Below are 26225 nucleotides of genomic sequence, written 5' to 3' on the forward strand. Positions count from 1 at the left end.
CCGGTAAAAGGGCAGTGTTTTTTCCCGTATATACAAAAGAAAGAGAGGGACCTTACTTGATTAAGCGAACAGTAAAAAACATTGCCGAAATGGTTAAAGGCACACTAGCAAATCCGCAATATGAACAAACAGTCATTCATGGAGTGGCAACCGATACAAGAAAACTGGAACAACATCAGCTCTTTATTCCGCTGAAAGGGGAACGTTTTGACGGCCACTCTTTTGTGGAGCAGGCCTTTGAAGCTGGTGTAGCGGCTGTTCTTTGGGATCGGTCAGTACCAAATCCGCCCGAGAATCACGCCGTCATTTTAGTGGACGATACCCTTACTGCACTTCAGCAGCTTGCAAAAGCTTATTTGCAGGAGCTTGGCACGCGTGTCATCGGAGTAACCGGAAGCAATGGCAAAACGACAACAAAAGATATGATTCACGCCGTATTGGGGACCCAGTACCGTGTCCACAAAACTGGAGGAAACTTCAATAATCATATCGGTTTGCCGCTGACGGTTTTAGCGATGCCTGAAAATACGGAGATCGCCGTATTGGAGATGGGAATGAGCGCCAAAGGAGAAATTGACCTCTTGAGCCGACTGGCAAACCCGGATGCGGCAGTGATTACGAATATCGGCGAATCGCATATGCAAGACCTCGGCTCTAGAGAGGGCATCGCGGAGGCGAAGCTTGAAATCATAAACGGGCTTAAAGAAGACGGAGTGCTGATTTATATCGGGGACGAACCGCTTCTTCAAAATGCATACAGCTGCCAGACGAAAACGTACGGTACGGGAACGCATAATGATTATCAGCTTCAGGATGTCAGCCAGAGTGAGGAAGGAACCCATTTTACAATCAAAGGGATAGAAAACACGTTTTTTATTCCAATACTCGGCAAGCACAATGTGATGAACGCCATGGCTGCAATTGCTGCAGGGGCTTATTTTGGCATCGCGCCTGAGGATGCGGCAAAAGGACTGAGCGGCCTAAAGGTAACCGGGATGAGGCTTGAACTCATCAAAACAGACAGCGGCCTTTCGATAATCAATGACGCTTATAATGCGAGCCCGACTTCCATGAAAGCTGCAATTCAATTGACAGAAAGCCTTGAAGGCTACGGCAAAAAAATGCTCGTGCTCGGTGATATGCTTGAACTCGGCGATCTTGAAGAAACGTTCCATAAAGAGTGCGGCGCTGTGATCAGCCCTGATAAAATTGACCGCGTCTTTACGTACGGAAAACTGGGAGCTTTTATCGCGGAAGGCGCCCTGAAACACTTTGAGAAAGACCGCGTCAGCCATTACACTGAGAAAAAAGATCTCCTTCAAGCTGTGAAGGAAAACGCATCAAAAGGCGATTTGATTTTATTCAAAGCGTCCAGAGGTATGAAGCTTGAAGAAATCGTTAAAGATTTAATAGAGAGCCCGCTTTCATAAGAAAATATTTTGCGAAAAAACGCATATTGCATCATAAAATAACCTGATATGCAAACACTAATGTATGCCGGCCGAAAATTATGTATATCTGGCCGGCTGCGGCTATGATACAATATATATAGGTTATTTCGCGATACGAACATATTCGTCCGGACTTTTCATCGTGACCCGAAGTTCTCCGCTGGATTCTTGGGAGCGGATGGAGCAGCAGCCGGCATATTCGAGATGCCGATCTGCTTCTCATCTTATTGAAAAACAAATAGTGTAATGGTAAGATAAAACTTAAAGTAATTCGGGCTTTGTATACGGATGGATCCTGTCCTTCTTGTCTAAAGGGCAGTTTTATAAGTGGTAAATCACGACATTACTGAAACAGCAATTAGAAGGAGTTTGAATAATTTGACTATAACGTTTCAAGATTTTAATTTAAGTTCTGATCTCATGAAAGCAATTAATCGTATGGGATTTGAAGAAGCAACACCGATTCAGGCACAAACGATACCGCTCGGACTTTCAAATAAAGACGTCATTGGACAAGCGCAAACAGGTACAGGTAAAACAGCTGCGTTTGGTATACCCCTTGTTGAAAAAATTAACCCCGAGTCTCCTAATATTCAAGCAATCGTAATCGCGCCAACCCGTGAATTAGCCATTCAAGTATCTGAAGAATTGTATAAAATCGGACAAGATAAACGTGCGAAGGTTCTTCCTATTTACGGCGGACAGGATATTGGACGGCAAATCCGGGCGTTAAAGAAGAATCCGAATATTATTGTCGGAACACCTGGACGTCTTCTTGACCACATCAACCGCCGCACCATTCGTTTAAACAATGTAAATACCGTTGTAATGGATGAAGCGGATGAAATGCTGAACATGGGATTCATTGACGATATTGAATCTATCCTTTCAAACGTGCCAAGCGAGCATCAGACACTTCTGTTCTCTGCCACAATGCCTGCGCCGATCAAACGCATTGCAGAGCGCTTCATGACTGAGCCGGAACACGTAAAAGTAAAAGCGAAAGAAATGACGGTTTCTAACATTCAGCAGTTCTATTTGGAAGTGCAAGAACGTAAAAAATTCGATACACTGACTCGCCTTCTTGATATTCAGTCTCCTGAGCTTGCGATCGTATTCGGACGTACAAAACGCCGTGTCGATGAGCTGGCTGAAGCTCTGAACCTTCGCGGATATGCAGCTGAAGGTATTCACGGTGACTTAACGCAGGCGAAACGTATGGTTGCGCTTCGTAAATTTAAAGAAGGCGCAATCGAAGTTCTAGTCGCAACTGATGTTGCCGCTCGCGGACTTGATATCTCAGGTGTTACACACGTATACAACTTCGACGTGCCTCAAGATCCTGAAAGCTACGTTCACCGTATCGGAAGAACGGGCCGTGCAGGAAAAACAGGTATGGCGATGACGTTCATTACACCGCGTGAGAAAAGCATGCTTCGCGCAATTGAACAAACAACAAAACGCAAAATGGACCGCATGAAGGAGCCTACACTTGATGAAGCGTTAGAAGGTCAGCAACAGGTTACTGTTGAACGTCTTCGCACAACAATCAGTGAAAACAACCTGAACTTCTACATGACAGCGGCAGCTGAGCTGCTTGAAGATCATGATGCAGTAACAGTGGTTGCGGCGGCTATCAAAATGGCTACAAAAGAGCCAGACGACACACCGGTTCGCTTAACAGACGAAGCGCCGATGGTCAGCAAACGCTACAAGAACCAGCGCTCTTCTAAACGCAGAGACGGTCAAGGCGGCGGCTACCGCGGCGGAAAAGGGAAAAGCAACAACCGTTCTTCCTATGACAAAAAGCGTTCAAACGATCGCCGTTCTTCAGGTGACAGACGCCAGAAAAAATCTTACTAATTTGATCGATTCAGAGCCCAAAACATGATGTTTTGGGCTTTTTTATGTTCGTGATTTGTTATTCAGCAAACTTTCAGCTGACGGAAGCCATTTTTCTCTGTATGCTTAAGAATGAAACCTTTCTGTAAAAGAGACGTATAAATAACGACGAAAAAAAGGGAGGTAGGTATTTTTGAGAGAGCAGCCAAAAAACCAAATCAGTCCAGACGGATTAAAGGTTTGGCGACTTCAAGAGATCATCATATCCGCTGTTTGCTTGCTTATTGTCATTGCAGTTGCAGTGTTAAGCTATTATTTTCATTGGCCGTACTGGATCAGCGGCGTGCTCGGCGCTGTTTGGCTGCTGGGATCGATTGTGACGGTCTTTATCATTCCGAAGGTCCGTCATAAGGTGTGGCGATATGAAGTCCATGAACATGAAATAGATATTCAGTCAGGTATTTTTGTGGTGACACGTGTGATTGTTCCGATGGTCAGAGTTCAGCACGTCGATACGTCACAAGGGCCATTATTAAAAAAATACAACCTGGCAACGGTGAAAATTTCCACAGCCGCGACCGTTCATTCGATCCCCGCTTTAGAGATGGAGGAAGCGGATCGGCTAAGAGACTCCATTTCCCGTCTGGCGAGGGTGACTGACGATGATGTCTGAACCGAAACGCCTGCACCCGGTGGCAGTCATTTTGAATTTATGCCATACCATTATTCAAACGATAAAAAATATCATTCTGCCATTCTTTTTTGTGTATATTGTCAATTCAAACCATACTGTCCGTTTTTACGGAGCCATTGCGCTCGGTGTGCTGTTCATCTGGCTTGTAGCGGCAAGCATTATCAAATGGAGAAGGTTTACCTATCGAATTGAAGATGATGAATTTAGAATTGAAGAAGGCTTATTTGTTACGAAAAAACGATACATATCGATTGATCGGATTCAAACAATGAATACGAGCGCGGGCCTTGTCCAGCAAATCTTTAAGCTTGTGAAGCTGCAAATTGAAACAGCAGGCGGAGGCAAGGAGGCAGAAGCCGTTCTTTCTGCTATTTCTGTTGAAGAAGCGGAACGCATCAAAGAAGCTGTCTTTAAGAAAAAAGCGCAAAGACGAGAAAATGAACTTGATGAAGAACGGCTTGAAGCTGAAGAGGAGTTGGATCCGTCCGTTGAGGTGCAAGAGCACTATCGCATGAACGCGAAAGAATTGCTCATGGCCGCTTCTACCTCCGGCGGAATCGGAGTCATTATCTCCGCTGTATTTGCACTTATTTCCCAGCTTGATGAAGTGCTGCCGATGGATTGGTTATTCGATAAATTTTCCTTCCTTCAGCACGCCAGCATCGGTATTTATGCGGTACTCATTTTTATCGGTTTATTTATCGCCTGGATTTTCAGCATCGCGGGCATGATGTTTAGATACGCGAACTTTCAAATCATAAAAAAAGAGCAGGAACTGGTGATTTCAAGGGGAATTATTGAAAAACATCAAGTCACGATTCCGCTGCGAAAAATACAAGCCATTAAAATCAAAGAAAATATCATTCGCCAGCTTTTCGGCTTTGTAACGGTGTCCATCGTCAGCGCAGGAGGCGGCGACCGGGAAAAAGAAGAAGGCGCTTTGACCATTCTCTTTCCAATGATTCATAAAAAAAAGCTTCCGCACATGCTCCGAACATTTACGCCGGAATACACGCTGGAAGAAAACTGCCGCCGCCTGCCGCGGCGCGCGTTGAAACGCTATTTGTTCCGTTCTGTCATTTTTTCACTCTTTTTGATCATCCCGTTATGTATCTTCTTTCAGCCATGGGGCTATCTGTCAGTGATCCTGCTGCCGATAGAATTGCTCTTCGGCTATCTCGCGTATAAAGAGGCTGCATGGACGATCAACGGGGACCGTCTTCAGCTGACGTCTAGATTTATAGGCAGAACAACCGCCATTGTACTGAAAAAACGAATGCAGGTCTGCAAGTTCAGCCAATCCTATTTCCAAAAGAAAGGCCGCTTGTATACCATTTCTACTTCGGTGAAATCATCGAGCCATATGGAAGAGTTAACGGTGAGGGACGTAGGTGAAGAGGATGCAGCCTTCATTTTAAAGTGGTACTCATATGAAAAAGCGGACGGTTAATACCGCCGCTCCAGCGTGTCGGCAAACCCTCGCATTCGTTGTCAGGACTGCGCTTCGGTGCTCAATGCGAAGTGGATCAACGGCTAAATTCTCAGGCGTCCTGCCTAAACGCCGTCGTCATCACATCCTGTGAAAGTCCGCTCCTATGCTCGTCCTTCCTAGACTTCATGGGTTTTCAATCACGCTGAAAAGATGACAAAATCCTAAAATGAAAACCATTTTAGGATTTTGTCAACAATCTGAAGCGGCGGTTAATACCGCCGCTCTTTTTTTTGCACGCATAAAAACGAAAGAAGAAACCCGCCGCATAGTCCAAACAAATGGGCCATCATGTTAATATTGGAGTTGATAAACGACATGAGAACGGCAAATGCGAGCAGTGTGATGATCATTTTGGAATGCTCCTGCCCAATTAACTCATTGCGAAAAAGAACCATAAACAGGTATACGCCAAATAGCCCGAAAATGGCGCCTGAAGCCCCGACATGCACGTAATCAAGCGGCTCTGTAACATAAGTGCCGATATTGCCGATGATGCCGGAGCCGGCGTATACAAGAAGGAAACGCGCTTTTCCCAGCATGCGTTCCAAAGCCGGGGCAAATAAAAAGATGGACATGGAATTAAACAGCAGATGTGTGAAACCGGCGTGCAGCAAAATCGGTGTGATAAGCCGCCACCATTCACCGTTTGCGACACCTAGATTATAGCCTGTGACGGTATCCCTCCATAACACGACTGAATGGGCAGGAAGTGAAAAAAACAGCCAGAGAACAGCTTGCAAAGCCAATATAAAGGTGACAACGGGGTAAAGCCTGATAAATGTTTGAAAATTTTCAGTCCGTATAAACATTCCGAGCCCCTTTTCTTCATTTTGGTATATCTATAGTAACACGTTTATGAGACAAACCATTTAAATAGTACGTACGCAAAGGAGGTTATCATACATGATTTACGGCATTGGGCTGGACATTACCGAGCTTAAACGGATCGCCTCTATGGCTGGGCGCCAGAAAAGGTTTGCCGAGCGGATTTTGACGCGAAGCGAGCTTGACCAATACTATGAGCTTTCAGAGAAAAGAAAAAACGAATTTCTCGCGGGCAGATTCGCGGCAAAAGAAGCGTTCTCGAAAGCATTTGGCACCGGCATTGGGAGGCAGCTCAGCTTTCAGGACATTGAAATTAGGAAAGACCAAAATGGCAAGCCCTATATCATTTGTACGAAACTGAGCCAGGCCGCCGTTCACGTATCGATCACTCATACAAAAGAATACGCTGCCGCGCAGGTTGTGATTGAAAGGTTGTCAAGCTAGTCTGCATATTAGGGAAACCCCACTCATATATTTGATAGTGCATTAAGGGAGACAAGTTGTTTGAGGCTTTTATGGTACGCATCTGTTCTGCCTAAACGTGTACCGAGCGTACCGTTAAAGTCAAACAAGCGATTTCTTCCTTTTACATCAATTGAGAAAAAGGGGTTGAAAAAGGTGAGAAAAAGCTTTGTTTTGCTTTTAACGGGACTGCTTGCTGTTCTTATTCTTTCTGCCTGCGGGCAAAAAACACAGCAAGATATTGTGGCCGGGTTAGATGAAAAGGCGAAAGAATACACCTCGTACAAAGCAAAAGCGAAAATGACCATCGAGACAGGGAGTGAGCCTCAAGTATACAATGTGGAAATCTGGCACAAAAAGCCGTCTCTGTACAGGGTTTATTTAGAAAATCCGAAAAAGGACCAAAACCAAGTCATTTTACGAAATGAAAACGGAGTATTCGTTCTCACGCCGTCTTTAAATAAGAGCTTCAGATTTCAAAGCGATTGGCCGAACAACAGCAGCCAGGTTTATCTGTTTGAATCGCTCGTAAAGGATGTTCAAAACGATTCGGATGCAGTTTTCACAGCGAAAGAAAAGAAATACGTATTTGAAACAAAAACAAACTATCAGCATAACAAAATGCTGCCCACGCAAGAAATCACATTTAACAAAAAAGATATGAGCCCGTCATCTGTCAAAGTGATGGATACTGACCGGAAAGTGATGGTCAAAGTAGAATTCAGCAGCTTTGAATTTAATAAACAATTTGATAAAGAATCATTTGATGAAAAGAAAAATATGACCCTTTCTCAAATGGATGTCGCCACAAGCGCAAAGCCTTCCGATACATTTGCGGTCAAAACGCCGCTGGAACTGCCGCTTGGCGTCAAGCTGCTTGAAGAAAAAGATATATCTACTGAAGACGGGAAGCGCATCATCATGACGTACGGAGGAGAAAAATCATTTACGTTAATTCAGGAAAAAGCCCAGATTGCCAAGGCTTCCTCCTCCGTTACGCTGAACGGCGAACCGGTAAATCTCGGCTACACCATCGGCGCCCTGTCGGATGCATCATTATCATGGACATATGACGGCGTAGATTACCTTCTCTCTTCTAAAGATCTTTCTAAAGAGGAAATGGTGACAGTAGCGAAAAGCATGCAGGGACAATCATCGAAATAACCGCCAAAGGCCAAACATGATTTGGCCTTTTTTTCGTTAGACATCGTTTCCCTTTAGCCTTTAATTTTAGTATGATATGTAAATGATATTGAATAAAAGCTAGGAAGTGTCGTAATGAGCACAAAACCTTTTTACAGAGATACGTGGGCGGAAATTGACTTGTCCGCGATAAAGGAAAATGTCAGCAATATGAAAAAACATATCGGTGAACATGTCCACTTGATGGCAGTTGTGAAAGCAAACGCCTACGGGCATGGTGATGCAGAAACAGCAAAGGCTGCTCTTGACGCAGGTGCTTCATGCTTGGCCGTGGCCATTTTGGATGAAGCGATTTCACTGCGCAAAAAGGGATTGAAGGCGCCTATATTGGTGCTTGGCGCGGTTCCCCCGGAGTATGTGGCAATCGCTGCTGAGTATGACGTGACCTTAACAGGTTATTCTGTTGAATGGCTTCAGGAGGCAGCCCGCCACACGAAAAAAGGTTCTCTTCATTTTCATCTGAAGGTCGATACGGGGATGAACAGACTTGGTGTAAAAACAGAGGAAGAAGTTCAGAACGTGATGGCAATTCTTGACCGCAACCCTCGTTTAAAGTGCAAAGGGGTATTTACCCATTTTGCGACAGCGGATGAAAAAGAAAGAGGCTATTTCTTAATGCAGTTTGAGCGCTTTAAAGAGCTGATTGCTCCGCTGCCGTTAAAGAATCTAATGGTCCACTGCGCGAACAGCGCCGCTGGACTCCGGCTGAAAAAAGGCTTTTTTAATGCAGTCAGATTCGGCATCGGCATGTATGGCCTTCGCCCGTCTGCTGACATGTCGGACGAGATACCGTTTCAGCTGCGTCCGGCATTTACCCTGCATTCGACACTGTCACATGTCAAACTGATCAGAAAAGGCGAGAGCGTCAGCTACGGAGCCGAGTACACAGCGGAAAAAGACACATGGATCGGGACGGTGCCTGTAGGCTATGCGGACGGCTGGCTCCGAAAATTGAAAGGGACCGACATCCTTGTGAAGGGAAAACGCCTGAAAATTGCCGGCCGAATTTGCATGGACCAATTTATGGTGGAGCTGGATCAGGAATATCCGCCGGGCACAAAAGTCACATTAATAGGCCGGCAGGGGGATGAATATATTTCCATGGATGAGATTGCAGGAAGGCTCGAAACCATTAACTATGAGGTGGCCTGTACAATAAGTTCCCGTGTTCCCCGTATGTTTTTGGAAAATGGGAGTATAATGGAAGTAAGAAATCCTTTATTGCAGGTAAATATAAGCAATTAACTTACCTAAATGGAGAATTCATAAAACAGCTTTGCTTGAAGAGTGAATAATGGTATCATTATCACTGGATGGATAAAAGAGTCGTATCCGTAAGTTTGGTGGAGGTGTATGTTTTTTGTCTGAATCCAGCGCAAGAACCGAAATGAAAATCAGCTTGCCCGAAAACCTAGTAGCTGAATTGGATGGTGTAGCGATGCGGGAGAAACGAAGCAGAAACGAACTGATATCACAAGCAGTGAGAGCGTATGTCAGCGAACGAACAACTCGTCACAACCGTGATTTGATGAGACGCGGCTATATGGAAATGGCGAAAATCAACCTGAATATTTCTTCTGAGGCTCACTTTGCGGAGTGCGAGGCTGAAACGACAGTTGAGCGCTTAGTCAGCGGAGGATAATCATTTGATTGTGAAACGCGGCGATGTTTATTTTGCTGATTTATCTCCTGTTGTTGGCTCAGAGCAAGGCGGGGTGCGCCCGGTTTTAGTGATCCAAAATGACATCGGAAATCGCTTCAGCCCAACTGCTATTGTTGCAGCCATAACAGCACAAATACAGAAAGCGAAATTACCAACCCACGTCGAAATCGATGCAAAACGCTACGGTTTTGAAAGAGATTCCGTTATTTTGCTGGAGCAAATTCGGACGATTGACAAGCAAAGGTTAACGGATAAGATTACTCATCTGGATGATGAAATGATGGATAAGGTTGATGAAGCCTTACAAATCAGTTTGGCACTCATTGATTTTTAGACATATTTGCAGGTTGCTCAAATAGAGCAACTTTTTTTGTTTTCAAAAAACATAAACGATATAATAGTGAAATAACGAAAAAATATGTTGTTTTTTATTGGGAGGTAAGCGAATTTGATGTCGAACCAGACTGTATACCAGTTCATTGCCGAAAATCAAAATGAACTGCTCCAACTGTGGACTGACACACTAAAAGAATTAAGCGAGCAAGAATCCTATCAGCTGACTGACCAAGTGTATGAAAATATATCTAAAGAATATATCGACATTCTGCTGCTGTCTGTTAAGGACGAAAATGCTGCTGAAAGCCAAATCAGCGAACTGGCGCTTCGAGCGGTCCAAATCGGACTGTCTATGAAGTTTTTGGCTACTGCGCTTGCTGAATTCTGGAAGCGTCTCTACACGAAAATGAATGATAAGAGATTGCCAGATCAAGAGAGCACGGAATTAATCTGGCAGATTGACCGCTTTTTCAGCCCGATTAACACAGAAATTTTTAATCAATACTCAATCTCATGGGAAAAAACAGTATCCCTGCAAAAAATCGCGCTGCAAGAGCTGTCTGCGCCGCTTATCCCGGTGTTTGAAAATATCACTGTGATGCCTCTTGTCGGAACAATTGATACCGAACGCGCGAAACGAATTATGGAAAACCTTCTTAATGGCGTCGTCAAACACCGTTCCCAAGTCGTGCTGATTGACATTACAGGTGTCCCTGTCGTCGATACGATGGTTGCCCATCATATTATTCAGGCATCAGAAGCTGTAAGGCTTGTCGGAGCAAAATGCCTGCTGGCCGGAATCCGTCCGGAAATTGCTCAAACAATCGTCAACCTAGGGATTGATTTATCCCAAGTTATAACTAAGAATACCCTGCAAAAAGGAATTCAAACAGCATTGGAAATGACGGATCGAAAAATCGTTTCATTGGGGGAATAACATTTTGAGACATCCGAAAATCCCGATCTTGAAACTGTATAATTGCTTATTAGTGTCCATTCAGTGGGAACTTGATGACCAATCAGCATTAACCTTTCAAGAAGACTTATTAAATAAAATATACGAAACAGGTGCTAACGGAGTCGTCATTGACCTGACATCTGTGGATATGATTGATTCATTTATCGCGAAAGTGCTGGGCGACGTCATTACAATGTCTAAGTTAATGGGGGCTAAAGTCGTCTTGACCGGCATTCAGCCTGCTGTGGCAGTGACGCTGATTGAACTTGGAATCGCACTTGAGGAAATCGAAACTGCGCTCGACTTAGAGCAGGGGCTTGAGACATTGAAGCGGGAATTGGGGGAATAGCGAATGAACGACCAATCCTGTGTAAGAATCATGACAGAATGGGATATTGTGGCCGCCAGACAGCTGGGACGAAACGTTGCGAAAGAACTGGGTTTCGGCACGGTAGACCAGGCTAGAATTACAACGGCTATTTCAGAATTAGCCAGGAATATTTATTTATATGCCGGCAAAGGGCAGATTGGAATTGAACAGGTCGCAGACAGAGGAAAAAAAGGCCTGAAAATCATAGCGGAAGACCAAGGGCCGGGAATTCCTGATATCCGAAAAGTCATGGAAGACGGGTTTTCAACGTCTGGAGGACTTGGTGCGGGACTTCCCGGGGTCAAAAGGCTGATGGATGAATTCAGCTTAAATTCCGTAGCGGGGGAAGGAACAGAGATACAAGCCATCAAATGGCTTCGGTAGGAGGTAAGAACGTGGATTTTAGGGAGGTTATTGAGCAGCGGTATCATCAGCTGCTTAGTCGATATATAGCCGAATTAACAGAAACATCTTTATATCAAGCCCAAAAATTCAGCCGAAAAACAATCGAGCACCAAATTCCTCCGGAAGAAATCATCAGCATTCACAGAAAAGTGCTGAAGGAGCTGTATCCAAGTCTCCCGGAAGATGTGTTTCATTCGCTGGATTTTTTAATAGAAGTCATGATTGGCTATGGAATGGCTTATCAGGAGCATCAAACCCTTAGAGGGATACAGCAGGAAATCAAATCAGAAATTGAAATCGCGGCAAATGTCCAACAGACGCTTCTCGGAACTAAAGTTCCTCAGGAGGAAGCGCTGGATATCGGCGCCATCAGTGTTCCCGCTAAACAGATGAGCGGTGATTACTACCACTTTGTCAAAGACAAGGAATCCATCAATATCGCAATCGCGGACGTGATCGGAAAAGGCATTCCAGCGGCTTTATGCATGTCCATGATTAAATACGCAATGGACTCTTTGCCGGAAACGGGCATACACCCTTCTCAAGTGCTGAAAAATTTGAATCGTGTTGTTGAACAAAACGTTGATGCCAGTATGTTTATTACGATGTTTTATGCGAATTACAATATGGACAAGCATCAATTTACATATGCTTCAGCGGGACATGAACCGGGATTCTATTATTCTCAAAAAGACAACACGTTTTACGATTTAGAGGCCAAAGGACTCGTTCTCGGCATCTCGCAGGACTATGACTACAAACAATTCGATCAGCATCTGGAAAAGGGCGATATGATTGTTTTATTTTCTGACGGCGTCACAGAATGCAGAACGGAAAACGGTTTCTTGGAGCGTCCTGATCTGCAGAAGCTCATTGAGGAACATATGTGTTCCTCTGCGCAGGAAATGGTCAAAAACATTTATGACAGCCTCCTCAAATTGCAGGATTTTCAGCTTCACGATGATTTTACGTTAATTGTTTTGCGGAGAAAGGTTTAACGTCTGTCAGACGAGGGTATAAAGCAACTAGTGATTTGAAGGAAAATTTGAGGTGATACGAATGAATATAAATGTTGATGTGAAGCAAAACGAGAATGATATACAAGTAAACATTGCAGGAGAAATTGATGTATACTCAGCCCCGGTGCTTAGAGAGAAGCTCGTTCCTCTGGCAGAACAAGGAGCTGACTTAAGAATTTGCCTGAAAGATGTCAGCTACATGGACAGTACCGGATTGGGCGTTTTTGTAGGGACCTTTAAAATGGTGAAAAAACAAGGTGGTTCGCTGAAACTTGAAAATCTTTCTGAACGGCTGATCCGACTGTTTGACATTACAGGCTTGAAGGACATCATTGATATTTCTGCAAAGTCAGAAGGTGGAGTGCAATGAAGAATAATGCTGATTACATCGAAATGAAAGTGCCGGCCCAACCTGAATATGTGGGAATTATAAGACTGACGCTGTCAGGGGTCGCAAGCAGAATGGGCTATACGTACGATGAAATTGAAGACTTGAAAATCGCAGTCAGTGAGGCGTGCACAAATGCGGTTCAGCACGCTTACAAAGAAGATAAAAATGGGGAAGTGTCAATACGATTCGGTGTGTTTGAAGACCGTTTAGAGGTTATTGTGGCGGATGAAGGAGACAGCTTTGACTTTGATCAAAAGCAGCAGGATCTAGGGCCGTACACACCTTCGCACACAGTTGATCAATTATCAGAAGGAGGGCTCGGTCTATATTTAATGGAAACGCTCATGGATGAAGTCAGAGTGCAAAACCACTCCGGCGTCACCGTAGCGATGACAAAGTATTTAAATGGGGAGCGAGTTGATCATGACACAACCATCAAAAACTACGAAACTAACTAAAGATGAAGTCGATCGGCTCATAAGCGATTACCAAACAAAGCAAGATGAACAAGCGCAGGAAACGCTTGTGCGGGTGTACACAAATCTGGTTGACATGCTTGCGAAAAAATACTCAAAAGGCAAAAGCTTCCACGAGGATCTCCGCCAGGTCGGCATGATCGGGCTGCTAGGCGCGATTAAGCGATACGATCCTGTTGTCGGCAAATCGTTTGAAGCTTTTGCAATCCCGACAATCATCGGTGAAATTAAACGTTTCCTCAGAGATAAAACATGGAGCGTTCATGTGCCGAGACGAATTAAAGAACTGGGTCCAAGAATCAAAATGGCGGTTGATCAGCTGACCACTGAAACACAAAGATCGCCGAAAGTCGAAGAGATTGCCGAATTCCTCGATGTTTCTGAAGAAGAGGTTCTTGAAACGATGGAAATGGGCAAAAGCTATCAAGCCTTATCCGTTGACCACAGCATTGAAGCGGATTCGGACGGAAGCACTGTCACGATTCTTGATATCGTCGGATCACAGGAGGACGGATATGAGCGGGTCAACCAGCAATTGATGCTGCAAAGCGTGCTTCATGTCCTTTCAGACCGTGAGAAACAAATCATAGACCTTACGTATATTCAAAACAAAAGCCAAAAAGAAACTGGGGACATTCTCGGTATATCTCAAATGCACGTCTCGCGCTTGCAACGCAAAGCTGTGAAGAAGCTCAGAGAGGCCTTGATTGAAGATCCCTCGATGGAGTTAATGTAATGATCCAGGTTGAAGAAAACGAGCATATTCAAACTCTAGTATATCAACTGAATAAAGAAGGGAAATCGATTTGCGGTGACAGTTTTTTTATGAAAGCTGATGATAAGGAGTTAATTTGCGCGGTTGCTGACGGACTGGGAAGTGGATCACTTGCTAATGAATCCTCTGCAGCCATCAAAGACTTAGTGGAAAACTATGCGAGTGAAGACGTAGAAAGCATTATCGAACGCTGTAATCAGGCGATGAAAAACAAAAGAGGCGCTACAGCATCTATCCTGAAAATCAATTTTGAGCAAAGGCAGTTTACGTACTGCTCTGTCGGAAATGTACGGTTTATTCTGCATTCCCCGTCTGGTGAAAGCTTTTATCCTCTGCCGATTTCGGGCTATTTATCAGGCAAGCCGCAAAAATACAAAACGCACACCGCCACCTATGAAAAGGGTTCAAAGTTCATTATACATACAGATGGACTCAACGTACCTGATATCCGCTCCCATTTGAAAAAAGGCCAATCGGTAGAAGAAATATCGAATTCGCTGAAAATGTATACGACATCGAGAAAAGATGACCTGACCTATATTCTCGGACAGCTGTCCTAGAGAATAAGAACAAGAAGAAGCCGGAATGCCGGCTTCTTTTTTTTGCGGTTGACTATTAATAAGTGCGCTTATTATAATTAATAAGTGAACTTATCATTCTGGGAGCTTATGGGATGTGGAATTATGAATACACAGCGATAGCTGAAGTGGATGTGGGAAAACCTGGAACTGTTATCAGGAAACAGAAACAATGGATCAATGGGAGACGGGTATTGCATCAGATTCTTTGAAAGGACAATTTCAAAATGGAACGGAAGGAACATTGCTTCTGCAAGGAAAAACAATTCTCTTATGGCTTGAGCATGTGGAGAAACATCGGGCGTTTTCTGTCATGGTCAACATGCCCGCATAGCAATGTAATAATGGAGTTTTTTCACGTGCTTCAAAAGCAAAAAGAAGATTTGTGTATCACATATGGAATTGTATTAGAAGGCGCTGAAGCAAAAAAGTGGGGAGAAATCATTGGGACTGAACTGTCTAAAGACATGCCGACGGCTGTCAGCAGGCTTGTCCATCTTTACGGAGGAGTGATAAAATGAACACAAATTACTGGATCGGCGTTGTGTCAGAGCAGCATGTATTAAAAGGCGCTGCCGGCGGTTTTGCACAGCTGTGCCATGGAAAAAAAGCCCCGCTCGCCAAAATGAAAGAGGGAGATTGGCTGATTTATTATTCTCCGAGAGACGCATATCCAGACGGCAAACTGCTGCGAAGCTTTACTGCGATCGGCAAAGTAAAAAGCGGAAACATCTATCCGTATCAAATGGCTCCGAATTTTATTCCATACCGATTAGATATAGACTATTATCCATGCCATAAAATCGGTTTTTACGACGTTAAATCAAAGCTTGAATTTGTTCAGGAAACCAAGCATCTTGGCTTTTTATTTCGCAGAGGACACTTTGAAATAAGCAAAAAAGATTTTTTGACAATAGCACAAGCGATGGGAGTTAACATAAGTGGAATGGCACTCTAAATTTAGCGGTCCGAACACAAGCCCTGGCTTTTTATTATGGCAGGCCACGCAAAGCTGGCAGCGGAAAGTAGGAAAAGCATTGGCTGAGTTTGACCTGACCCACGTTCAATTTGTTCTGCTGACCTCGTGCAAGTATATGATTGCTCACGGAGAAACCGTCACGCAAAAAAAACTTGCAAGCTTCAGCCAGACCAATATCATGATGGTTTCGGAGGTTGTGCGGACGCTTGAGAAAAAAGGATTTATCGAAAGAAGCAAAAATCCCCAGGATAAAAGAGAGGTCCTCCTGTCTCTTACAGAAATAGGAGGAGAAAAAGTAACAGCGGCTTTGCCAATTGTTGAGAAGATTGATCAAGCCTTCTTTGCAGCTGCGATGAAAAAAGAGAATTTTCTGAGCGGCTTACAGGAACTATTGAAACATGAGTAAAGATACGGGCAGCGCCAGCTGTCTTTTTTTATGTGTTTTTTTCGGTTTTTGATACACTAGAGAAAGAACGACAAAATTGGAGGCTTTGGTTACATGGAAACGTCAGCCCTTTTAAAACAGCAAATTGCGAAAGAAATAGGTTTATCACAAAAACATGTTGAAAGTGTCATCCGCCTGCTTGAGGACGGCAATACAGTCCCGTTTATTGCCCGGTATCGAAAAGAGCAGACGGGTTCAATGGATGAGGTTCAGATTCAGACGATTTCTGAACGCTGGCAATACATACAAAACCTGAATCAGCGAAAAGAAGAAGTCATCAGGCTGATTGCAGAGCAGGATAAACTGACAGATAATCTAAAACGTAAAATCGAGCAATCGGTGAAGCTTCAGGAAGTGGAAGACCTTTACCGCCCTTATAAACAAAAACGTAAAACAAAGGCGACAGTCGCCAAAAGCAAAGGCCTTGAGCCGCTTGCCGACTATATCCTGACACTTCCCCAAGATGATCATCTGGCAGCAACTGCAGACCAATACATCAGCGAAGAAAAAGAAGTGTTCACACGAGAAGAAGCGATTGAAGGCGCCAAGCACATTATTGCGGAACAAATCTCAGACGAGCCGACCTTCAGAAAGTGGATTCGCCAGGAAACCTTCAAAAGAGGAACCATTAAGTCTGCAGCCGGAAAGTCGGCAGACACCGATGAGAAAAATGTGTATGAAATGTATTACGAGTATGAAGAGCCAATTGCAAAAGTTGTTCCGCATAGGGTGCTGGCAATGAACCGCGGCGAAAAAGAAGACATTTTAAAGGTAGCGATCGAACCGCCTGCGGATCACATTAAGGCGTATTTAGAAAAACAAATCATCAAAAATCGCTCAACATCCGTAAGAGAGATTTTGCAGGAGACAATTGAAGACAGCTATAAAAGGCTGATCCAGCCGGCAATCGAGCGTGAAATCAGGAAAGAGCTCTCAGAAAAAGCTGATGAACAGGCGATTCATATTTTCTCAGAGAACTTGAGAAAGCTTCTTTTGCAGCCGCCAATGAAAGGCAAAACCGTTCTCGGTGTTGACCCAGCCTTTCGAACCGGCTGTAAGCTCGCTGTGTCAGATGAGACCGGAAAAGTCTTGAAAATTGATGTGATCTATCCGCATGCGCCAGTCAACAAAACAAAAGAAGCCCATGAAAAAGTGAAAAAGATTCTTGAGCAGTATCAAGTCGAGATGGTGGCGATCGGAAACGGCACAGCATCCAGAGAAACAGAACAATTCATCGTCAATGTACTCAAAGACATGCCGCGCAAAATTTATTATGTGATCGTCAATGAAGCGGGAGCAAGCGTCTATTCGGCTTCAGAGCTTGCCAGAGAAGAATTCCCTGACCTTAAGGTTGAAGAGCGCAGTGCCGTATCTATTGCTCGGAGACTTCAAGACCCGCTCGCGGAGCTCGTTAAGATCGATCCGAAGTCTGTTGGTGTCGGACAGTATCAGCATGACGTCAGCCAAAAACGCTTAAATGAATCTCTGCGGTTTGTCGTCGAAACGGTCGTAAACCAGGTTGGAGTAAACGTCAACACAGCCTCCGCCGCACTGCTTCAATATGTAGCTGGATTATCGAAGTCTGTAGCAGGCAACGTTGTCAAAAAACGCGAGGAAATCGGAAAGTTTTCAAATCGAAAAGAACTGAAGGACATCCCAAGGCTCGGTGCGAAAACCTATGAACAATGTATCGGTTTCTTAAGAGTGCAGGAAGGGACAGAGCCTTTGGATAGAACAGGCATTCACCCGGAAAGCTATAAAGAAACAAAAGCGCTTTTGAAAAAACTCGGACTTTCAACAGAACATATCGGCACGGCGGAATTGAAGGACAAAATCAATCAGCTGGCGCTTTCTGAAACGGCAAAAGAGCTGGGAATCGGCGAAATCACTCTGAAAGACATTTGTGAACAGCTGACAAGGCCGGAACGCGATCCGCGCGATGAGGTGCCTAAGCCTTTGCTGAAAACAGACGTCCTTCAGCTGGAAGATTTGAAAGAGGGAATGGAACTGCAGGGCACCGTGCGCAATGTAGTGGACTTCGGAGCGTTTGTTGATATCGGAGTCAAACAAGACGGGCTTGTGCATATCTCAAAATTGAGCAATCAATTCGTCAAGCATCCTCTTGATGTCGTATCTGTCGGCGATATTGTGACAGTTTGGGTTGACGGCGTAGATGTACAAAAAGGCAGAGTATCGCTGTCTATGGTAAAATAAAAGCACTGCTTACGAGCAGTGTTTTTTCCTATAGAAATACCAGCATTGATTCAGCAGTTTAATTTGGTAATTATCTTTTTCAAGGAACGCTTTTTGCATCTGCTTTTTAAGCCAATTTGGCATAGGCTCATTCCTCCTCAGCTTTTATCATAAGAGGGACGGTGATTACCATATTGTATGCGAACGGTGAATTGTCCCGTTCAATGTTTTTTAAGTGAGGTGCACTATGGATAATATAGAGCTTCAAAAGCTGACAGAGGATATTTCTAAAACGTATTTTAAAAAGCCGTTCCGCCATCAGGCGCTTTTTAATGACAGGCTTAAAACCACTGGCGGCAGGTACCTGTTAACCTCCCATAACATTGAATTGAACAGAAAATATCTGATTGAACACGGCAGGGAGGAGCTGATCGGCATCATCAAGCACGAGCTCTGCCATTATCATCTCCACCTTGAAGGAAAAGGGTACAAGCACAGAGACAGAGATTTTAGAATGCTATTGCAGCAGGTCAACGCGCCGAGGTTCTGTACACCCCTTAAGAAAAAAGCGGAAAACAAAAAAACTTATATGTATATCTGTACGGCCTGCGGCCAACAGTATATAAAGAAGCGCGCCATGAACCCTGACAGATACAGATGCGGAAAATGCCGCGGAAAAATAAAAAGAATTTTTTTGTGAAAAAGGTTGACGAATATGGTAAGCCTATGTTACATTATAAAAGTCGTCACGAGAGATAAATAAAAACATTTACCTCTTGACACTGCAAATCAAGGCTGATATAATAAGTCTTGTCTCATTATTCCACAGTAGCTCAGTGGTAGAGCTATCGGCTGTTAACCGATCGGTCGCAGGTTCGAATCCTGCCTGTGGAGCCATATTGGAGAAGTACTCAAGTGGCTGAAGAGGCGCCCCTGCTAAGGGTGTAGGTCGCGTAAGCGGCGCGAGGGTTCAAATCCCTCCTTCTCCGCCATAAGATTTCGATATAAGTTCTCAACCATCGGCCCGTTGGTCAAGCGGTTAAGACACCGCCCTTTCACGGCGGTAACACGGGTTCGAATCCCGTACGGGTCATTCCATTTCGTTGGGCTATAGCCAAGCGGTAAGGCAACGGACTTTGACTCCGTCATGCGTTGGTTCGAATCCAGCTAGCCCAGCCATTTTTATTTTTGAAATCTAATAGTAAGAGCCATTAGCTCAGTTGGTAGAGCATCTGACTTTTAATCAGAGGGTCGAAGGTTCGAGTCCTTCATGGCTCACCATTTGTCTTTTTGCGGGTGTGGCGGAATTGGCAGACGCGCTAGACTTAGGATCTAGTGTCTTACGACGTGGGGGTTCGAGTCCCTTCACCCGCACTTTATTTACAAAGTGCACGCAAATCGGTTTTACTAGGTTAAGAGCCTACTAAACCAGCACAAACACAATTTAATGATCACGCGGTCGTGGCGGAATGGCAGACGCGCTAGGTTGAGGGCCTAGTGGGTGAATAACCCGTGGAGGTTCAAGTCCTCTCGGCCGCATCTCAATAATACCAAGGGTTTAACCACCTTTGGTATTATTTTTTTGTGTGGAAAATACGGCTATGGGAGAAGACTTGCTCACCAAAACTCACCAGTTACTTAAAGTAAGTCATCCAAACGGTCGGCGGTTCCTTCTGTTTATTAGGAAAAAGATATCCGTTCATTGTAAAAGAAACGAACCATGTCCTATTCGTTCAAAAAAACTAAAGGGTGATACATATTATACATGATTAATATGTATCACCCTTTTCTTTCTTGTTCAACAATCGCGCTTGAGGAGAACATAAGCTAATACAACTGACTCGATTTCTAAAGTTGCTCCATTCTTTTTTTAAACAACTCATCCACAACCTGTTTTAAAATCTCGTACGACTGAATTTCCTTGCTCAATTCGTAAATATTAGATAACACAATTAATTCATCTGCGTGATACATTTGTTGGAAATCAATTAGTTCGCGACGAATTGTTTCTCGATCACCCATGATTGTATACCCCAGTCGACTGTGGAGAATTTCTAATTCAAACTGTGATAACGATTCTAGGAAGTTTTCAGTGGGTGGAATAAGCTTACTTAAATTATTTGTATAAATATCAATATACACCTGCAAATGACTTGCAGAAATAAAAGATGCCTCGTCTATAGATTCTGCTGCAATCACATTAATGCAAGCGATCACATAAGGTTCTTGTAAATAAGAAGACGGTTGGAAATTTTCTCGATAAATAGAGAGCGCTTCTTCCATCGAATGGGGTGAAAATTGAGCGCCAAATGCATAGGGTAAACCAAGCTTTGCAGCAATTTCCGCTGAATCCGTTGAGGATCCTAACACAAAAACAGGCACATGCGTTCCAATACCCGGATAAGCGCGAACCTCACCCTGTACACTCTTATCCCCGACAAAACGCAAAATATCATTTACTTCTCTTTCAAAGAAAAACACTCCATTATGGTTGGAACGACGAATCACATCGGCCGTTTTTTGATCCGTTCCGGGTGCGCGTCCTAATGCCAAATCTACACGATTTGGATATAATGTTTCAAGTGTTCCAAATTGCTCCGCTACGATTAATGGGGAATGATTTGGCAACATAATACCCCCTGAACCTACGCGAATGTCTTTTGTATTTGCTAATATATGTTGTACAATTGATACGGTTGCTGCACTTGCATAAGCGTCGTGATTATGATGCTCTGCAAACCAAATCCGTTTATAGCCCATATTATCTACAGCTTTAGCTAATGACACTGCAGAATCAATCCCTTGTTTCATTGTTTCTCCTTGTCTTAATGGAGCAACTGATAAAACAGATATATCAAATTTTTTCATAATTTCACCTCTAAAATAATGAACTTATACAAGATCAATGGAAAAAACATTTTGAAAAATTGTTTAATTGTTTCATATTAAATGGTGTCCATTCCTCTTTGATTTGCATGCAAATAAATATATACTTTCTCAAACGATCAATACATAGGCAAAATAAAGTTATTTCACAATTTCACTTTACTTTTAAAGTTTTAAGCAAACATAAAAAAATGTTCAGTGAACAAAATATGTAAAATACATCTTATTTTTCAGAAAGGATACAAGAAAATGATTGATGAAATAGATAAAAAAATACTTGATGAGCTGTCTAAAAATAGTCGCCTTACAATGAAAAAATTAGGGGAAAAAGTACATCTCACTGCACCAGCAACCGCATCAAGAGTAGTAAAGTTAATAGACAATGGCATAATAAAAGGATGTAGTATCGAAGTGAATCAAGTGAAATTAGGCTTCTCTATACATGCTTTTCTTAATATTTATATCGAAAAAATCCATCATCAACCCTATTTAGCTTTTATAGAAACACAAGATAACTATGTAATAAACAATTATAAAGTTAGTGGAGACGGTTGCTATTTGCTTGAATGTAAATTTCCTTCAAACGAGGTATTAGATCAATTTTTAAATGACTTAAATAAACATGCAAACTATAAAGTGTCGATTGTTATTGGTAAATAGTTAACTTTATAAAACGGAGATGTGCGGTCATATAACATGATATATATGCTCTAAAAAAGCCCTAGGTTGGATATGGAATTTACCAAGCTGGGGCCTTTTTATACATTATAATAACAAGCGCATTATTCATCAGACATTAATGAAGTATTATAATGCTTTTTTACTTCCTTAATAGACAAATAAAGCTGATAGTTTCCATACTTCAATAAATCATTCAGAAGGTGATTTAAAACTTCTTGTGAATGAACCGTTACCTTCAGAAGATAACATGCATCTCCCGAAACACGATGAGCTTCGCTAATTTCATTACGAGTAGCAATAAATTTCAATAAATCATCATGCGTATATGCATTCATGAAAAAGAAGACAAAGGCTGTAAAAGAAAACCCCATCTTCAATTCATCAACCACAATCGAATATGCTTTAATGATACCGTTATCCTCCATTTTTTTGATGCGATTGCCTACCGCTTGTCCTGTCATATGAATTTTTTCACCGATTTCTTTCCATTGTATCCGAGCATTTTTATTTAATAATTGGAGAATTTGAAAATCAATTGAATCAATTTGCATAGTAACTCCTTTCACAGTGAAAAAGTTTTACAAAATAGTATTTCATGAGACCATCGAAAATTCAATGGAAATTATATATCCTTATACAGTATAAAAATTTTAAGAGGTGAAAAAATGACAACAGCTTTATTAGTGATTGATATTCAAAATGATTACTTTCCAAATGGGAAGATGGCTTTAACAAACCCAGAGAAAGCAGCACAAAATGCGGCTAAACTACTTTCACACTTTAGAAACACAGGCGCACCTGTCTTTCATGTACAGCATATCACAGAAGGTAACATCGCTCATTTTTTCCATCCAAATACAGAAGGTGTCGAAATTCATGAGTCAGTACGTCCATTAGAGAAAGAGACAGTCATTGTAAAACATATGCCGAATAGCTTTTTCAATACAGATTTAAATGGAAAGCTACAAGAAGAAGGGGTTAAAGAATTAGTTGTTTGCGGTATGATGTCCCATATGTGTATTGATGCAACAGTTCGTTCTGCAGTTGAACATGGTTATGTATGCCAAGTGGTAGAAGATGCTTGCGCAACAACAACATTGCAAATTGAAGATAAAATCGTTCCTGCTGAGCATGTCCATTACGCATTTATGGCCGCATTAAATGGTGTCTATGCAACAGTAAAAACCACAGAGGCATTTTTAAAATAAAAGAATTTCCTGCGCGAACATAACGTCTTTCTTTTCACAAGAAAGATGATTCAACAACTTAAAAAAGGATGTTCAGAAAAATACTTCTGGACATCCTTTATTCATTATCTTTTATTGTTTTTCAGTATCATTATTCCCATCTGATAAAAGATCAAGATGTCCTGTTTTTGATCCATAGTAAGACCATATACAGGGATTGTTTTTGCCATAAATATAGATATTGATGAAGGTTTACATAAAGCACCTAATTGCTTGATTTACTTTAATGTTAGATCCCTCAATAACTCCATTCTCTTCTAATTTCTCTACTCTAGCTGTAGCTGCTGGGCATGTTAAATGTACTCTCTCCCAGATCTTTCATTGAATTCGGCTATTATACATAATTTCTCTATAATTTTTTATCTGTTTGATCTATTTGAACGTTAATTCCTTTCGAAAATAAAGTCAAAGAGTTAAAACACTTTTTTTTATCTATGTATTCGAACACTGCTGATATTATACACTTAACTCTGTCGATCTAAGACAAATAAAAAAAGAAAGTGAGTTGTAAATATGAATATTACACAAATTCGAAATGCAACAATTGTTGTAAAATACGCAAATAAAAAATTTTTGATAGATCCTATGTTAGCAGAGAAAGGTACGTACGCTACTTTCCCTGAAACGATCAGACAAGATTTATTTAATCCTTTGGTGAGTTTGCCAACATCAATTGATAACATTCTGGATGGCGTAGATGCGGTAATTGTTACTCATCTACACCTAGATCACTTTGATGATGTGGCAAAAAACGTATTGCCAAAAAACATCAAAATGTTTGTTCAAAATGAAGCAGATGCAAAAGAAGTAAAAGCAAGTGGTTTCAAAAATGTAGAAGTGCTACATCAAGACACTGTTTTTGAAGGGATCCAATTAGTAAAAACAAAAGGTGAACATGGCAGAGGGGAAGAGTTATTAAACTTAATGGGTGATGTTTGTGGATTAGTATTCAAGCACCCAAGTGAAAAAGTTTTATATGTAGCTGGGGATACAGTTTGGTATGATGCTATCGAAGACGAGATTCATACACATCAACCAGAAATCATTGTGGTTAATGGTGGAGACAATCAAAGATTAGATTTAGGTTCACTCATCATGGGAAAAGAAGACATCTATGAAGTTCACAAGGCTGCTCCTCATGCTAAGATTATATCTGTTCATATGGAAGCTGTTAACCATTGGACACTATCTAGAGAAGAATTAAAAAACTTTAGTAAAGAAAAAGGATTCTCAAGTAATATTTTAGTGCCAGAAGATGGCGAGTCTTACACATTTTAATATGAACACCGACAAATAAATAGAAGAAGCTCATAATTATAAAAACTAATCATGAGCTTCTTCTAATAATGAATATTTTAAATTTTAAATATATCGAAAATCCTAAATATACGGAATAACAAAAATGGAATGTTCCAATGATGACAAAAAAACTTGAAAAGCAACAAAGATGTGTCGTTAGGAGGTAGAATTCATGGTAATGACAAAAAAAGATACAAATATATCAACACAGCAGCCTCTTTGGTTACAAGGTTATATTGATTCACCAGAAAAACAAAACCAACTTTATAAAAAAACATTAAAAATCTTGATTTTTTCACAAATATTTGGGGGAGCAGGACTTGGAGCTGGGATAACAGTTGGGGCGCTTCTTGCACAAGATATGATAGGATCGGAAAATGTAGCAGGAATTCCAACTGCCCTCTTTACTTTTGGATCTGCCGTAGCTGCCCTGCTTATAGGAGCATCCTCACAACGTTTTGGTCGCAGAGCTGGACTTGCAGGTGGTTTCCTTATAGGCGGATTAGGTGCTATAGGTGTGATAATCGCGGCTTTAATTAACAGCGTTGCCCTATTATTTGTTTCTCTTCTTATTTATGGAGCAGGTATGGCTTCTAATCTTCAAGTTCGGTATGCTGGGACAGACCTTGCAAATGAGAAACAACGGGCAACTGCTGCAAGTATGGCCTTAGTTTCTACTACTTTAGGAGCTGTAGTAGGTCCTAACTTAGTTAATACAATGGGGGAATTTGCAGATTCAATTGGTGTTCCCAATTTAGCTGGTCCGTTTATTATGTCAGGAGCAGCTTTTATAATTGCTGGAATTATTCTCTTAATTTTTCTTCGTCCAGATCCGCTGTTTGTATCAACAGCTATTGCGAATGCTGAGAAAAAAGACGATAAAGTACAAATAGGAGGAAGTCTAAAAAATCCTGCTATAGACAAAAAAGGAATAATGGTAGGAGCTGTCATTATGATTTTAGCTCAACTAATCATGACAGCTATTATGACAATGACACCGGTTCACATGGGTCATCACGGTCATGGTTTAAGCGAAGTGGGATTAGTTATAGGACTCCATATTGCAGCGATGTATCTTCCTTCACCATTGACTGGTTTATTAGTAGATAAGTTTGGTCGCACAACTATGGCTATTGCTTCAGGTGCCACACTTCTTGCCGCTGGGTTGGTGGCAGCTATTGCACCGGCAGACTCATTATCATTGCTAATCCTAGCACTAGTATTACTAGGGGTAGGTTGGAACTTTGGTTTACTAACGGGAACTGCCCTTATTATAGATTCAACACATCCATCTCTACGTGCAAAAACACAGGGAACATTCGATGTTTTATTAGCACTATCAGGAGCAGCAGGTGGAGCCTTGTCAGGAATGGTTGTTGCACATTCTAGTTATACAATACTATCAATTTCTGGAGCCGTTTTATCATTGTTACTCATTCCAGTAGTTATTTGGTATTTTAGAAGGATTCAGGAAAAAGCATAAGCTTATATAACTGTCTTTGAAGAACCTAAGTAGACATTACTTTACCGGAACCTCCTTTTTCTATTTATTATA

General features: G+C 42.2%; 32 protein-coding genes and 7 tRNA genes. 35 read left to right on the top strand and 4 right to left on the bottom strand.

What is annotated here, in order from left to right; genetic code table 11:
• The first annotated feature begins 56 nt into the window (after positions 1-56).
• The 4 genes from SB658_RS15655 to SB658_RS15670 all read left to right on the top strand — a co-directional run bounded on the left by SB658_RS15655 (position 57) and on the right by SB658_RS15670 (position 5437).
• The gene (locus tag SB658_RS15655) at positions 57-1430 is read left to right on the top strand and encodes a UDP-N-acetylmuramoyl-tripeptide--D-alanyl-D-alanine ligase (RefSeq protein ID WP_003246696.1); all 1374 of its coding nucleotides are present in this window, start codon (positions 57-59) and stop codon (positions 1428-1430) included.
• Between the two features lie 399 nt (positions 1431-1829).
• Entirely contained in the window at positions 1830-3314 is a 1485-nt protein-coding gene (gene cshA, locus SB658_RS15660) for a degradosome RNA helicase CshA (protein ID WP_003246685.1), read from the top strand.
• 172 nt (positions 3315-3486) lie between these two features.
• Positions 3487-3966 (top strand): PH domain-containing protein, encoded by a 480-nt coding sequence (locus SB658_RS15665; protein ID WP_003234318.1) that lies wholly within the window; start codon positions 3487-3489, stop codon positions 3964-3966.
• On the top strand, positions 3956-5437 hold the full coding sequence (locus SB658_RS15670; RefSeq protein WP_009966602.1) for a PH domain-containing protein: 1482 nt from the start codon (positions 3956-3958) through the stop codon (positions 5435-5437). The genes SB658_RS15665 and SB658_RS15670 overlap by 11 nt, the downstream gene beginning before the upstream one ends.
• A 251-nt stretch (positions 5438-5688) precedes the next feature.
• On the opposite strand, the gene SB658_RS15675 is transcribed toward SB658_RS15670, so the two are convergent.
• Positions 5689-6288, bottom strand: coding sequence for a rhomboid family intramembrane serine protease (locus tag SB658_RS15675; protein WP_003246687.1), 600 nt, complete (start codon positions 6286-6288; stop codon positions 5689-5691).
• A gap of 94 nt (positions 6289-6382) precedes the next feature.
• Here SB658_RS15675 and acpS point away from each other — a divergent pair, with 94 nt between their 5' ends.
• The 19 genes from acpS to SB658_RS15770 all read left to right on the top strand — a co-directional run bounded on the left by acpS (position 6383) and on the right by SB658_RS15770 (position 18578).
• Positions 6383-6748, top strand: coding sequence for a holo-ACP synthase (gene acpS / locus SB658_RS15680; RefSeq protein ID WP_003234281.1), 366 nt, complete (start codon positions 6383-6385; stop codon positions 6746-6748).
• A gap of 165 nt (positions 6749-6913) precedes the next feature.
• The gene (locus SB658_RS15685; protein WP_003234282.1) at positions 6914-7930 is read left to right on the top strand and encodes a LolA family protein; all 1017 of its coding nucleotides are present in this window, start codon (positions 6914-6916) and stop codon (positions 7928-7930) included.
• Between the two features lie 114 nt (positions 7931-8044).
• A complete protein-coding gene (alr, locus tag SB658_RS15690) occupies positions 8045-9214 on the top strand; it encodes an alanine racemase (RefSeq protein ID WP_003234284.1) in 1170 nt (389 codons plus the stop codon).
• Between the two features lie 115 nt (positions 9215-9329).
• Positions 9330-9611 (top strand): type II toxin-antitoxin system antitoxin EndoAI, encoded by a 282-nt coding sequence (gene endB, locus SB658_RS15695; protein ID WP_003225183.1) that lies wholly within the window; start codon positions 9330-9332, stop codon positions 9609-9611.
• Positions 9612-9615: 4 nt separating this feature from the next.
• Entirely contained in the window at positions 9616-9966 is a 351-nt protein-coding gene (ndoA, locus tag SB658_RS15700) for a type II toxin-antitoxin system endoribonuclease NdoA (protein ID WP_003156187.1), read from the top strand.
• 114 nt (positions 9967-10080) lie between these two features.
• The gene (gene rsbRA, locus SB658_RS15705; RefSeq protein ID WP_009966610.1) at positions 10081-10905 is read left to right on the top strand and encodes an RsbT co-antagonist protein RsbRA; all 825 of its coding nucleotides are present in this window, start codon (positions 10081-10083) and stop codon (positions 10903-10905) included.
• Between the two features lie 4 nt (positions 10906-10909).
• Positions 10910-11275 (top strand): RsbT antagonist protein RsbS, encoded by a 366-nt coding sequence (gene rsbS / locus SB658_RS15710; protein WP_015715277.1) that lies wholly within the window; start codon positions 10910-10912, stop codon positions 11273-11275.
• 3 nt (positions 11276-11278) lie between these two features.
• Positions 11279-11680: a serine/threonine-protein kinase RsbT gene (gene rsbT / locus SB658_RS15715; protein ID WP_003246640.1), complete on the top strand. Its 402-nt coding sequence runs from the start codon at positions 11279-11281 to the stop codon at positions 11678-11680.
• An 11-nt stretch (positions 11681-11691) separates the two neighbouring features.
• Positions 11692-12699 carry a phosphoserine phosphatase RsbU gene (gene rsbU, locus SB658_RS15720; RefSeq protein ID WP_003234295.1) on the top strand — a complete coding sequence of 336 codons (1008 nt, stop codon included), beginning with the start codon at positions 11692-11694 and terminating at the stop codon, positions 12697-12699.
• A 61-nt stretch (positions 12700-12760) separates the two neighbouring features.
• The gene (rsbV, locus tag SB658_RS15725; protein WP_003234298.1) at positions 12761-13090 is read left to right on the top strand and encodes an anti-sigma factor antagonist RsbV; all 330 of its coding nucleotides are present in this window, start codon (positions 12761-12763) and stop codon (positions 13088-13090) included.
• A complete protein-coding gene (gene rsbW / locus SB658_RS15730) occupies positions 13087-13569 on the top strand; it encodes an anti-sigma B factor RsbW (RefSeq protein ID WP_003234299.1) in 483 nt (160 codons plus the stop codon). Before rsbV ends, rsbW begins: the two co-directional genes overlap by 4 nt.
• Entirely contained in the window at positions 13535-14323 is a 789-nt protein-coding gene (gene sigB / locus SB658_RS15735; protein WP_003246715.1) for an RNA polymerase sigma factor SigB, read from the top strand. Before rsbW ends, sigB begins: the two co-directional genes overlap by 35 nt.
• A complete protein-coding gene (rsbX, locus tag SB658_RS15740; RefSeq protein ID WP_003246608.1) occupies positions 14323-14922 on the top strand; it encodes a phosphoserine phosphatase RsbX in 600 nt (199 codons plus the stop codon). Before sigB ends, rsbX begins: the two co-directional genes overlap by 1 nt.
• 113 nt (positions 14923-15035) lie before the next feature.
• Positions 15036-15152, top strand: coding sequence for a hypothetical protein (locus tag SB658_RS15745; RefSeq protein WP_128422098.1), 117 nt, complete (start codon positions 15036-15038; stop codon positions 15150-15152).
• The gene (locus SB658_RS15750; protein WP_003246653.1) at positions 15113-15274 is read left to right on the top strand and encodes a hypothetical protein; all 162 of its coding nucleotides are present in this window, start codon (positions 15113-15115) and stop codon (positions 15272-15274) included. Before SB658_RS15745 ends, SB658_RS15750 begins: the two co-directional genes overlap by 40 nt.
• On the top strand, positions 15225-15461 hold the full coding sequence (locus SB658_RS15755) for a hypothetical protein (RefSeq protein ID WP_147797771.1): 237 nt from the start codon (positions 15225-15227) through the stop codon (positions 15459-15461). The genes SB658_RS15750 and SB658_RS15755 overlap by 50 nt, the downstream gene beginning before the upstream one ends.
• Positions 15458-15898 (top strand): EVE domain-containing protein, encoded by a 441-nt coding sequence (locus SB658_RS15760; RefSeq protein ID WP_144500886.1) that lies wholly within the window; start codon positions 15458-15460, stop codon positions 15896-15898. Before SB658_RS15755 ends, SB658_RS15760 begins: the two co-directional genes overlap by 4 nt.
• Positions 15882-16325: a MarR family winged helix-turn-helix transcriptional regulator gene (locus SB658_RS15765; RefSeq protein ID WP_003246643.1), complete on the top strand. Its 444-nt coding sequence runs from the start codon at positions 15882-15884 to the stop codon at positions 16323-16325. Before SB658_RS15760 ends, SB658_RS15765 begins: the two co-directional genes overlap by 17 nt.
• Before the next feature lie 93 nt (positions 16326-16418).
• Complete coding sequence (locus SB658_RS15770; RefSeq protein ID WP_041850726.1) at positions 16419-18578, top strand: Tex family protein; 2160 nt, start codon at positions 16419-16421, stop codon at positions 18576-18578.
• Between the two features lie 9 nt (positions 18579-18587).
• On the opposite strand, the gene cmpA is transcribed toward SB658_RS15770, so the two are convergent.
• A complete protein-coding gene (cmpA, locus tag SB658_RS15775; RefSeq protein WP_003225207.1) occupies positions 18588-18701 on the bottom strand; it encodes a cortex morphogenetic protein CmpA in 114 nt (37 codons plus the stop codon).
• Between the two features lie 103 nt (positions 18702-18804).
• Between cmpA and SB658_RS15780 the strand changes: the two genes are divergently transcribed.
• The 8 genes from SB658_RS15780 to SB658_RS15815 all read left to right on the top strand — a co-directional run bounded on the left by SB658_RS15780 (position 18805) and on the right by SB658_RS15815 (position 20096).
• Positions 18805-19257: a SprT family protein gene (locus tag SB658_RS15780; protein WP_069703788.1), complete on the top strand. Its 453-nt coding sequence runs from the start codon at positions 18805-18807 to the stop codon at positions 19255-19257.
• Between the two features lie 122 nt (positions 19258-19379).
• Positions 19380-19454 (top strand) — tRNA-Asn (locus SB658_RS15785).
• Between the two features lie 4 nt (positions 19455-19458).
• Positions 19459-19549: transfer RNA gene (locus SB658_RS15790), tRNA-Ser, on the top strand.
• A gap of 29 nt (positions 19550-19578) precedes the next feature.
• A tRNA-Glu gene (locus tag SB658_RS15795) sits at positions 19579-19650 on the top strand.
• 11 nt (positions 19651-19661) lie between these two features.
• Positions 19662-19736 (top strand) — tRNA-Gln (locus SB658_RS15800).
• Positions 19737-19762: 26 nt separating this feature from the next.
• Positions 19763-19838 (top strand) — tRNA-Lys (locus SB658_RS15805).
• Between the two features lie 11 nt (positions 19839-19849).
• Positions 19850-19931, top strand: a tRNA-Leu gene (locus SB658_RS15810).
• 81 nt (positions 19932-20012) lie between these two features.
• Positions 20013-20096 (top strand) — tRNA-Leu (locus SB658_RS15815).
• Between the two features lie 309 nt (positions 20097-20405).
• On the opposite strand, the gene SB658_RS15820 is transcribed toward SB658_RS15815, so the two are convergent.
• Complete coding sequence (locus SB658_RS15820; RefSeq protein ID WP_003234259.1) at positions 20406-21425, bottom strand: LLM class flavin-dependent oxidoreductase; 1020 nt, start codon at positions 21423-21425, stop codon at positions 20406-20408.
• Between the two features lie 267 nt (positions 21426-21692).
• Between SB658_RS15820 and lrpA the strand changes: the two genes are divergently transcribed.
• Positions 21693-22103: a transcriptional regulator LrpA gene (gene lrpA / locus SB658_RS15825; protein WP_003246601.1), complete on the top strand. Its 411-nt coding sequence runs from the start codon at positions 21693-21695 to the stop codon at positions 22101-22103.
• A gap of 122 nt (positions 22104-22225) precedes the next feature.
• Here the strand turns inward: lrpA and lrpB are convergent, their stop codons facing one another.
• Positions 22226-22675, bottom strand: coding sequence for a transcriptional regulator LrpB (gene lrpB / locus SB658_RS15830; RefSeq protein WP_003234258.1), 450 nt, complete (start codon positions 22673-22675; stop codon positions 22226-22228).
• Between the two features lie 114 nt (positions 22676-22789).
• On the opposite strand from lrpB, the gene SB658_RS15835 reads away from it, so the two are divergent.
• From SB658_RS15835 to SB658_RS15845, 3 genes are all read left to right on the top strand, one after another.
• Positions 22790-23332, top strand: coding sequence for a cysteine hydrolase family protein (locus SB658_RS15835; RefSeq protein ID WP_003234256.1), 543 nt, complete (start codon positions 22790-22792; stop codon positions 23330-23332).
• A gap of 552 nt (positions 23333-23884) precedes the next feature.
• Positions 23885-24649 carry an MBL fold metallo-hydrolase gene (locus SB658_RS15840; protein ID WP_003234254.1) on the top strand — a complete coding sequence of 255 codons (765 nt, stop codon included), beginning with the start codon at positions 23885-23887 and terminating at the stop codon, positions 24647-24649.
• A 193-nt stretch (positions 24650-24842) separates the two neighbouring features.
• Complete coding sequence (locus SB658_RS15845; protein ID WP_003234253.1) at positions 24843-26153, top strand: MFS transporter; 1311 nt, start codon at positions 24843-24845, stop codon at positions 26151-26153.
• Positions 26154-26225: the final 72 nt, after the last annotated feature.

Origin of the sequence: Bacillus sp. SIMBA_008, from assembly GCF_046535495.1 — a bacterium.
In the GTDB taxonomy this organism is placed as follows: Bacteria; Bacillota; Bacilli; order Bacillales; family Bacillaceae; genus Bacillus; species Bacillus subtilis.

Excerpts from the sequence above, each read along its gene's own strand:
- SB658_RS15670 (WP_009966602.1), top strand. The coding sequence starts at position 3,956 with ATGATGTCTGAACCGAAACGCCTGCACCCGGTGGCAGTCATTTTGAAT.
- SB658_RS15675 (WP_003246687.1), bottom strand. The coding sequence starts at position 6,288 with ATGTTTATACGGACTGAAAATTTTCAAACATTTATCAGGCTTTACCCC.
- acpS (WP_003234281.1), top strand. The coding sequence starts at position 6,383 with ATGATTTACGGCATTGGGCTGGACATTACCGAGCTTAAACGGATCGCC.
- alr (WP_003234284.1), top strand. The coding sequence starts at position 8,045 with ATGAGCACAAAACCTTTTTACAGAGATACGTGGGCGGAAATTGACTTG.
- rsbT (WP_003246640.1), top strand. The coding sequence starts at position 11,279 with ATGAACGACCAATCCTGTGTAAGAATCATGACAGAATGGGATATTGTG.
- rsbV (WP_003234298.1), top strand. The coding sequence starts at position 12,761 with ATGAATATAAATGTTGATGTGAAGCAAAACGAGAATGATATACAAGTA.
- rsbW (WP_003234299.1), top strand. The coding sequence starts at position 13,087 with ATGAAGAATAATGCTGATTACATCGAAATGAAAGTGCCGGCCCAACCT.
- sigB (WP_003246715.1), top strand. The coding sequence starts at position 13,535 with ATGACACAACCATCAAAAACTACGAAACTAACTAAAGATGAAGTCGAT.
- rsbX (WP_003246608.1), top strand. The coding sequence starts at position 14,323 with ATGATCCAGGTTGAAGAAAACGAGCATATTCAAACTCTAGTATATCAA.
- SB658_RS15745 (WP_128422098.1), top strand. The coding sequence starts at position 15,036 with ATGTGGAATTATGAATACACAGCGATAGCTGAAGTGGATGTGGGAAAA.
- SB658_RS15750 (WP_003246653.1), top strand. The coding sequence starts at position 15,113 with ATGGATCAATGGGAGACGGGTATTGCATCAGATTCTTTGAAAGGACAA.
- SB658_RS15755 (WP_147797771.1), top strand. The coding sequence starts at position 15,225 with ATGTGGAGAAACATCGGGCGTTTTCTGTCATGGTCAACATGCCCGCAT.
- SB658_RS15760 (WP_144500886.1), top strand. The coding sequence starts at position 15,458 with ATGAACACAAATTACTGGATCGGCGTTGTGTCAGAGCAGCATGTATTA.
- SB658_RS15770 (WP_041850726.1), top strand. The coding sequence starts at position 16,419 with ATGGAAACGTCAGCCCTTTTAAAACAGCAAATTGCGAAAGAAATAGGT.
- cmpA (WP_003225207.1), bottom strand. The coding sequence starts at position 18,701 with ATGCCAAATTGGCTTAAAAAGCAGATGCAAAAAGCGTTCCTTGAAAAA.
- SB658_RS15780 (WP_069703788.1), top strand. The coding sequence starts at position 18,805 with ATGGATAATATAGAGCTTCAAAAGCTGACAGAGGATATTTCTAAAACG.
- SB658_RS15820 (WP_003234259.1), bottom strand. The coding sequence starts at position 21,425 with ATGAAAAAATTTGATATATCTGTTTTATCAGTTGCTCCATTAAGACAA.
- lrpA (WP_003246601.1), top strand. The coding sequence starts at position 21,693 with ATGATTGATGAAATAGATAAAAAAATACTTGATGAGCTGTCTAAAAAT.
- lrpB (WP_003234258.1), bottom strand. The coding sequence starts at position 22,675 with ATGCAAATTGATTCAATTGATTTTCAAATTCTCCAATTATTAAATAAA.
- SB658_RS15835 (WP_003234256.1), top strand. The coding sequence starts at position 22,790 with ATGACAACAGCTTTATTAGTGATTGATATTCAAAATGATTACTTTCCA.
- SB658_RS15840 (WP_003234254.1), top strand. The coding sequence starts at position 23,885 with ATGAATATTACACAAATTCGAAATGCAACAATTGTTGTAAAATACGCA.
- SB658_RS15845 (WP_003234253.1), top strand. The coding sequence starts at position 24,843 with ATGGTAATGACAAAAAAAGATACAAATATATCAACACAGCAGCCTCTT.